This is a genomic window from Methanogenium sp. MK-MG, from assembly GCF_009914725.1.
Classification (GTDB): Archaea; Halobacteriota; Methanomicrobia; order Methanomicrobiales; family Methanomicrobiaceae; genus Methanogenium.
The window spans coordinates 1-6,201 of the sequence record NZ_JAAAWJ010000093.1 but is presented as its reverse complement, the minus strand read 5'-3'; the positions used below and the strand labels follow the sequence as shown (position 1 = coordinate 6,201).

The window sequence follows — 6,201 nt, the reverse complement described above, 5'->3', positions numbered from 1 at the left end:
GGGAAGTTACTGATCTTGTAGTTAAGCCGGAATCCGGATTTGACACATCAAATTACAAAACCGAGGATGACAAAATGTTCATTCCATTTGAAGCGGTGAAAGATATCAGGGATTATATCGTTGTTGACAGATTCATGTCAAAAAAGTGAAGGAAACACATTTTTTACTGCATCAACAAACCCTTCACCATACATTTTTTCAGAAGTATAGTCTGCGACACTGCATACGTCATCACTGCAGTTGCGCACAACTGCGCCACAACCTGCCGCCTGAATCATTTCAATGTCATTGTGGGAATCACCCACTGCCAGGAATTCTTCAGGGTTTCTGCCGGTCTCCTCACAAATATTTAAAAACGCAGTCGCTTTCGTTATCCCTTCAGCCTGCAGATGGATGGCAAACCCGGTATCCAGTACACGAACAGGAGAGTCTGAAAGCAGTTTGCGGACGGTATCCGGATCAACAGTGCGTGCAAATGCAACGTCAGCAAAGCGATACTCAGAACTGTACAACTGCAGTATCTCCCCCTGTTTCTCATAAAACTGCTCTACTAATGAGAATGCTTTCCTGCATGCGGATATATCACCAATAACGCGCTCATCGCCATCGAATCCAATCCGGTATGTCCCGCCGTTTTCGCAGATGACGGTTCCATCAGTTCCAATCATCTTAGCCAGCATGGTCATTGAGCAGAGCGTGTTGCCACTTGCAAGAATGACAGGTATACCCGAATCTGTCAGTGTCCTGATACACTCAATTGCAGCCGTGCTGATACGCCTGCGTTCATCGGTCAGAGTGCCGTCAATATCCGTGATCACTGCCACAGGATCACAGGAAAAATAGGTATTCATATATTCAATAATTCAGCTCAGAGCGGTTTCATTCCGGGTGTATCCACAAGGAATGCGGCTTCACCATCGGGAAGACTTGGACTGTCAACTAATTTTGCAACGCGCTTGCCGCCCTTACTCTTCCGAAGATAAATTCTGAACTTTGATGCATGCCCAACGATATTGCCACCCACCGGTTTTGTCGGGTCACCAAAGAAGACCGCCGGGTTTGACTGCACCTGATTGGTGACGAGAACAACCGCATTATGTTCCTCTGCCAGTTTGGCAAGGTCATACATATGTTTGTTCAGTTTCTGCTGCCGGATAGAGAGTGTTCCCCGACCGGAATATTCCGCACGGAAATGGGCAGTCAGCGAATCAATAATAAAAAGCCGGATGGGATGCTCGGTCTCACGAAGTTCTCCCGCCAGTTCACGCGCACTGTCAACAAGCAGCATCTGGTGATCAGAGGTATACCCTTTTGCCACGTGAATCCGTTCCAGGAACTGCTCTATGGGAGGCACTTCAATATCAAGTTCCAGCCCGTTCACCATCTGTTCAATTCGCTCAGGCCGGAACGTATTTTCAGTATCGATGTATATGCATGAACCGTTCAGACCCCCGTACTCTTCAGGAAGCTGCGCATTGACCGCCATCTGATGAGAGATCTGACTCTTACCGGACCCAAATTCGCCGTAAAATTCTGTTATCGATTTTGTTTCAAGGCCGCCCCCAAGCAGTTCATCAAAATCCGGAACCAGACTCTTTAGTTTTCTGACGGTCTTTCGTTCTTCAAGAACAGCAGTACCGGTCTTGAATCCACCAATGTCAGCCATTTTACGGGCTTCACGGATCATCTTCTTTGCCGTGGATTCACCAATCTCTGCTGCTTCGGCAAGATCAGCGTATGATGCTGTTGCAATGCCTTCAATCGTTGTATATCCCCCATCCCTGAGTTTGTCAGCCGTTGTTGGTCCGACTCCCGGGAGATCCTCAATTTCAAGTTCTGCCATATTCTCTTACCTCTCTGTTTTGCATCTGTGCTGATATACCATTTTTCTGAACGGTTAAGAAACCCACCTGTGCGGGGTGCGAAAGTAATAATCACTGTTTTATTGACTCAATCCGTCCGGTCAACGATTCTTTTGAACGAATATACTCTGAATATGAGCTTATTGCGAGCCTGTCTCCGGTTCGTAACCCTTCCACACTGAATTCCGTTCCAAAAGGCAGGTCGGCATCAATAAGCAGACATTCACGCCCGTCATCAATGCATCGCCCTCTGGCAGTCTTAATAACCATCCCGCATATACTGACGGTCTCGCTCCTGAGCACAGAGTCACAGCTCAGAAGACAGCCCCAGCTGACCTGAATTTCCGCTCTGCCTCTCCGGTCATCTTTGCAGGAGGCATTAAAGAGTGAAATGTTGTCCCCTTCTGCAGGAGGGTTTCTGGCATTATCGCCCCAGAGGACCAGATGAATCGTTCCGCTTTCGTCCCTGAACTCCGCATTGCGTACCCATGACTGTGTTCCTTTCCGGGTGGTAAACTCCCGCGCACTCCTTATGCCGTGAATAGTTCCGGAGACAGATACCGTAGTGTCCGGCTGAAGAGCGGATACCTCAGTGAAGAGCGGCACATATCTGACATCTGCCTTCCCTATCACTGCATGAGACCCGGCTGAATACTCCCTTCCTGCGCTGCGCGTATTCCTGCGTAACCCGGATGCATGAATCCCGTCACCCACCACAAACCCGTCGAGCATCTCCGGATTCCATAGCACAAGCACCCCGGTTCCGGTGGCATCCGCAATCGCCACATCCATCCGCGTTCCCTCACTTCCATCACGCCGGGTAAATGTGCTGACATCACTGATTGCCACAATCGTCGCATCAATCGTATCGCCGTTTTGCGGATTACCGGAAAAACCTTCAGCATCATTCCGGGTCGGAATATCACAGACCGTCTTCTGCAGGTCAATTACCTGCACTTCACGCGCAGACCCGGCCTTGCCTACCACCTCAATTACCGTGCCGGTCTCGATATCGTCCACTACAGAGACACGTTCATCCCAGAAAACAAGGGAGACCTCACCGCTGTCATCTCCCACCTCAATCTTTCTTACCGCACCGGTTGACCCGTCATCACGGGTGAACGTCGTGACATCCCCTTTGTGAAGAACTTTCGCAAAAAAATGAACATTGGTGGAATTTTCAGGCAGGCGGGCAATCTTCTGGTGTTTCCTTCCGGCACGACGCAGTACGATCATCGCAGAGGTTCGTTCATCAAAGACGTTCTCTGAATCCCCGGCAACCTCCTCAACCAGCGCCTGAAATGTTTCAAATGAAAACAAGTCATCAACAAGCGAATAATATGCCCGCATATCTATCAAAAATTAGTGGCTCTCTCTTACTTCTGCCACGGAAGTGTATTCATTGTCTGCTTGATGTCAATGATTGATTCTGCACGGCGCATCAGGCCTTCAAGCGAATCATTCACCATCACCTCTGCACACCGGGGCCGGCTGTTATACTGTGATGACATCGAAAACCCATACGCCCCGGTATCAAGTATGGCAATAAGATCTCCTGATTCAACCGGCGGAAGGAGTCTGTCATGCGCAATAATGTCGCCGGTTTCACATATTGGTCCTGTCACGGTCACAACCTCCCTCTTATCCTCTTTGGAATCTTCAGGACCGGCCTTGTTTGCAACGACCACCTCATGATATGAGTCATACATCGCAGGGCGTAACAGCAGGTTAAATCCGGCATCGACATTCACAAATGTCTTGTGTGAACGTTTGACGGAATTCACCCGTGAGAGAAGAACAGTTGAATCTGCCAGCAGGTATCTGCCGGGCTCAACCCAGAATTCCGGTCTGATTCCGATGGAACTGATACCATCCAGAAATACCGGCATAACAGCATCTGCATACTCAGCAGGGGTTGGCACAGGGTCGGTATCACGATGATACGGAACCCCAAGACCACCGCCAACGTCCATAAAGCGTAATTTTACACCAATATCGGTGATATCACGGGCGACAGATATGAGCACTTCAGCTTCCTTTGCGAAGGGTTCAACTTCAAGAATCTGTGATCCGATATGGCAGTGGAGACCAACGGGCAGAATATTCTCTGCATCCATCGCTGCCTGATACGCGGAGACGATCTCTCCTGCGGGTATACCGAATTTACTTGTAGCAAGACCTGTTGCAATCTTGGGATGTGTGGGTACATCCATTGCAGGATTTACCCGGAATGAAACCTCTGCTGTCACTCCGGCCTTCTCAGCGATGGCATCGAGCTGCAGCAGTTCATCCACAGAGTCAAGGGAGACGCGAATCTTCTTGTCAAGGGCAGTGGAGAGATCTGTATCGGTCTTTGAACTGCCGTTAAAGAGCAGATGTTCCGGATTCATACCAGCAGCGAGGGCCAGATGGAGTTCACCGGTTGAAAAGATATCCGCACCTGCACCAAGGGATGCAAATACCTTCAGGACAGCGAGATTGCCGTTTGCCTTTGCCGCATACAGCACCTGCACCTTGTCATAATAGCCTGTCAGCGCATCATAATATAACTGGTAATTTTCGCGGATACGCTGTTCATCGGTCACATATAACGGTGTGCCGTATTTTTGTGCAAGAACCGTTGTGTCATGCGACCCGATATGGAGATGACCCTTCTTATCAGATATATGAGCAGGGTATCTCATGCAAAGACTCCGCGCATGCGCTCCAGCGCTTCCTCGATTCGTTCAACTGAACGCGTGATGGCAAACCGCACGTACCCTGCCCCGGCATCCCCGAAACCAGTGCCTGGTGTGACGACAATTCCGGCTTCGTTCAGCATCTTCGCTGCAAACTCCATCGAATCATCCACCTTAAGCCAGACGTAGAACGTTGCCCTGGGTGACGTCACATCAAACCCTAACCCGCGCAGACCTGAGACCAGAATATCCCGTCGCTCTTCATACACTGCACAGGACTCTGCAATGCACTCCTGTGATGAAGTCAGCGCTGTTATTGCTGCTGTCTGAATGGCATCGAACGCACCGGAATCAATATTGGTCTTAACACGCCCGAGACCTGCAATGATATCTGCAGACCCTGCCGCCATACCGATACGCCAGCCGGTCATGTTGTAGGTTTTTGAAAGGGAGTGCATCTCAATTCCGACATCCATTGCACCGTCCACTTCCAGAAATGATGGCGCTCTGTAGCCGTCGAATGATATTTCAGAGTAGGCATTGTCATGCACAATGATCACGTCATGTTCTCTGGCGAATTCGATGGCTTCCTCAAAGAATGAGAGCGGTGCAATGGCCCCTGTCGGATTATTTGGATAATTCAAAAACATGAGCCTGCTTTTTGAACAGACATCTGATGGAATGGCACTGAAATCCGGAAGGAATGCATTCTCTTCTTTTAGTGGCATCTCCCAAATCTTCCCTTCTGCAAACAGCGTTGATGTCTTATACACAGGATATCCGGGGTCAGGTACCAGCACATAGTCACCCGGGTTCACAAATGCCTCGGGAATATGTGCAATACCTTCCTTTGAACCAATCAGCGCCAGCACTTCACGCTTTGGATCGAGTTCCACTCCAAACCGGTCCCTGTACCATGCAGCGACTGCTTCACGGTATGAGAACATACCCGTGTAGTCGGGATAGTGGTGGGTTGCCGGATCGCGCGCTGCTTCGACAAGTGATTCAATGATATGTGGTGGTGTCGGAAGGTCCGGGTCTCCGACCCCCAAATCTATTACATCAACACCCTGCGCCCTCTTTTCTGCCTTCATTGCATCAATCCGGGCAAAAAGATAGGGCGGAAGATGGTCCAGACGGTCTGCGTACATCATCCATTCATATAGGGCAACAAATCAATATAAGGGCATTCATACCAGCCAATTGAATCTATATATTTTATTGCGATATATAACAGATATTCGACACAGGGAAAAGGGTTCAGATGTTTACCGACAGTTATCCCGGAATACGGGTGGAAGATGGCATACCCAGAAGAATTACCGATGACGTGATACGGGAAGACCGGTTTTCCCTCTACCTGAACAACACCCATATTCTGGATCAGGTGGCGAGCAATGATATGCTCAGAGAGCTGGGTGCAGGATTTGTCATCTGCGAAGGTCTCTCTGACGCGGTTGAGACAGTGAACGTGGAAGGCTCCGACATATGGGTAGAGGCCGACACGCGAAAAAATGTAACCCCTGAGATGCGGACAGGCGGAGGACACGGCATTCATCAGAATGAACCGGGAATCGTCACATCGTCCCTCTGTATACCACCGGAAGATGTGTATGCAGCCACTGCAGAAGTAATGTCGGACATCTGGCAGAAAACGGGAA

Annotated in this window: 5 protein-coding genes and 1 pseudogene; 1 reads left to right on the top strand and 5 read right to left on the bottom strand. The window is 49.5% G+C overall.

Annotated elements, in window-relative coordinates; all coding sequences use genetic code 11:
- Window positions 1-137: 137 nt before the first annotated feature.
- From MKMG_RS10175 to MKMG_RS10155, 5 genes are all read right to left on the bottom strand, one after another.
- Window positions 138-851, bottom strand: coding sequence for a phosphoglycolate phosphatase (locus MKMG_RS10175; protein WP_165077741.1), 714 nt, complete (start codon window positions 849-851; stop codon window positions 138-140).
- 17 nt (window positions 852-868) lie between these two features.
- Window positions 869-1,843, bottom strand: coding sequence for a DNA repair and recombination protein RadA (gene radA / locus MKMG_RS10170; protein ID WP_165077739.1), 975 nt, complete (start codon window positions 1,841-1,843; stop codon window positions 869-871).
- Between the two features lie 91 nt (window positions 1,844-1,934).
- A complete protein-coding gene (locus MKMG_RS10165) occupies window positions 1,935-3,212 on the bottom strand; it encodes a hypothetical protein (RefSeq protein WP_165077737.1) in 1,278 nt (425 codons plus the stop codon).
- 26 nt (window positions 3,213-3,238) lie between these two features.
- Window positions 3,239-4,546 carry a diaminopimelate decarboxylase gene (gene lysA, locus MKMG_RS10160; protein WP_165077735.1) on the bottom strand — a complete coding sequence of 436 codons (1,308 nt, stop codon included), beginning with the start codon at window positions 4,544-4,546 and terminating at the stop codon, window positions 3,239-3,241.
- On the bottom strand, window positions 4,543-5,691 hold the full coding sequence (locus MKMG_RS10155; protein WP_165077743.1) for an LL-diaminopimelate aminotransferase: 1,149 nt from the start codon (window positions 5,689-5,691) through the stop codon (window positions 4,543-4,545). The genes lysA and MKMG_RS10155 overlap by 4 nt, the downstream gene beginning before the upstream one ends.
- A 113-nt stretch (window positions 5,692-5,804) precedes the next feature.
- Here MKMG_RS10155 and MKMG_RS10150 point away from each other — a divergent pair.
- Window positions 5,805-6,201 (top strand): annotated as a pseudogene (locus MKMG_RS10150) (sulfurtransferase FdhD); the annotation flags it as partial.

Excerpts from the sequence above, each read along its gene's own strand:
- MKMG_RS10165 (WP_165077737.1), bottom strand. The coding sequence starts at position 3,212 with ATGCGGGCATATTATTCGCTTGTTGATGACTTGTTTTCATTTGAAACA.
- lysA (WP_165077735.1), bottom strand. The coding sequence starts at position 4,546 with ATGAGATACCCTGCTCATATATCTGATAAGAAGGGTCATCTCCATATC.
- MKMG_RS10175 (WP_165077741.1), bottom strand. The coding sequence starts at position 851 with ATGAATACCTATTTTTCCTGTGATCCTGTGGCAGTGATCACGGATATT.
- MKMG_RS10155 (WP_165077743.1), bottom strand. The coding sequence starts at position 5,691 with ATGTACGCAGACCGTCTGGACCATCTTCCGCCCTATCTTTTTGCCCGG.
- radA (WP_165077739.1), bottom strand. The coding sequence starts at position 1,843 with ATGGCAGAACTTGAAATTGAGGATCTCCCGGGAGTCGGACCAACAACG.